The sequence below is a fragment of the Pseudoalteromonas sp. AOP7-A1-14 genome (genome assembly GCF_052376275.1).
Taxonomy (GTDB): Bacteria; Pseudomonadota; Gammaproteobacteria; order Enterobacterales; family Alteromonadaceae; genus Pseudoalteromonas.
The window spans coordinates 1-1,644 of the sequence record NZ_JBQSVO010000225.1; the positions used below are offsets into that span (position 1 = coordinate 1).

General features: G+C 44.5%; 1 protein-coding gene. It reads left to right on the forward strand.

Annotated features, from left to right (window positions below; genetic code table 11):
- Positions 1-731: 731 nt before the first annotated feature.
- On the forward strand, positions 732-1,644 hold a 913-nt coding region (ltrA, locus tag ACT3RM_RS17710; protein ID WP_444511492.1), incomplete at its 3' end, for a group II intron reverse transcriptase/maturase.

The following is a 1,644-nucleotide window of genomic DNA, read 5'->3' on the forward strand; positions in this document are numbered from 1 at the left end:
CCCAGCGAAGCTGGCAAACCCGATAGGCTGAAAGATGCCTTATCACCCTGACTAAGGGGAAGATAATCTGAATGGCAAGGGCGTCACTGGCCAACGGTGGGGTCTGAAGGAAGCCATAAGAAGTTAGAGGTACACAACTAACCGTAACCTGTTTCGGCAGTATTGGTGGGTCAGCGTGCAAAATAGCGCAACGCCCTATACTTAGTCAGACCAATACTGTGCTTGAGGGTGGGATTTCTAACAGGGAGCCAGTGCAGTAACTGGGGAAGCCTGGCATCTAAACTTAATGAGAGTAAGTGGCCTAAATTCAAGGTGAAAGCCAAGATTTAGTGTCGGTGTGAGGTGGCAGATGAACCCGTAGTAGTGAGTAAGGCTAGGCCGATGAAAGCCAGTAATGGTGTGGAGGGGAAAACCAAGCCGACCATCAACATTATGTTTGATGGGGTCAACTTTAGCCAAAAGCTTTAATTGATTGCGAAGGGGGGAAGTATTCTTTAAGCGTATGAAAGACGGGAACTTTTGTTTATCGGCTCACAAGTATTTCGACGGAAATAGCCAAAATATGACGGCCAAACAGGAATGTAGACGCTGAGAATTGAAGGGCGAGCAATGGAGTAATGACTGACCACTTAGGCAGATTGCCAAAAAAGGCTAGCACACCTAATGTCATCATGAAGAATCAGCGATAAGTAGAGTGACACGAGCAGACATACCGCAAGCAAAGGCAGAAAATGACAGTTTACTACAGCTTGTACGGACAATTATTAGACATTAATAACCTGTACAAGGGATTCAAAAAAGTGAAAGCAGCTAAAGGAGCGGCCGGAATAGATAGGCAGACCGTAGGCGCATTCGCCCTGAATTTAGAAGCAAACTTAAAACAACTGCAACTTGAGCTGCAAACCAAGCAATATAGGGCACAACCTGTCAAACGGGTGGAAATACCCAAAGATGATGGCGGTGTCAGAATGCTAGGTATCCCCGCAGTTCGAGACCGAATAGTGCAACAAACACTATTGAACATACTCCAACCGATATTCGACATCGACTTTCACCCATCGAGTTATGGGTATAGGCCGAAACGAAGCTGTCATGACGCTATCAGTAAAGCAAGTGTATTTATCCGTAAATACCATCGCGACTGGGTCGTAGACATGGATTTGTCGAAGTGTTTTGACCTGCTTGATCATGCTTTGATAATTAGGAGTGTTAGACGCAAAGTGACGGACGGTAGTATTTTAAAACTGATTAATCAGTTCTTAAAAAGCGGAGTAATGATAGGTGAACACTGGGAGGCTAGTACGATAGGAAGCCCACAAGGTGGCGTAATTAGCCCGTTATTGGCCAATATCTACCTAGATGCTTTCGATCAAGAAATGAAAAAGCGTAATCACCGAATAGTGAGGTATGCAGATGATATCTTGATTTTGTGCAGCACAGAAAAAGCAGCGCAAGAAGCACTTAAGGCATCCACCCAGATACTAGAGCGAGACTTGAAATTAACCGTGAACCAAAATAAAACCCATATTGCTCATAGCAGCAAAGGAGTGAAGTTTTTGGGAGTAGAGATAGGTAGCCAGTGGACACGGATACAAGCATCAAAACTCATCGGGTTTAAACAAAAAGTGAAGCAATTAACAAAAC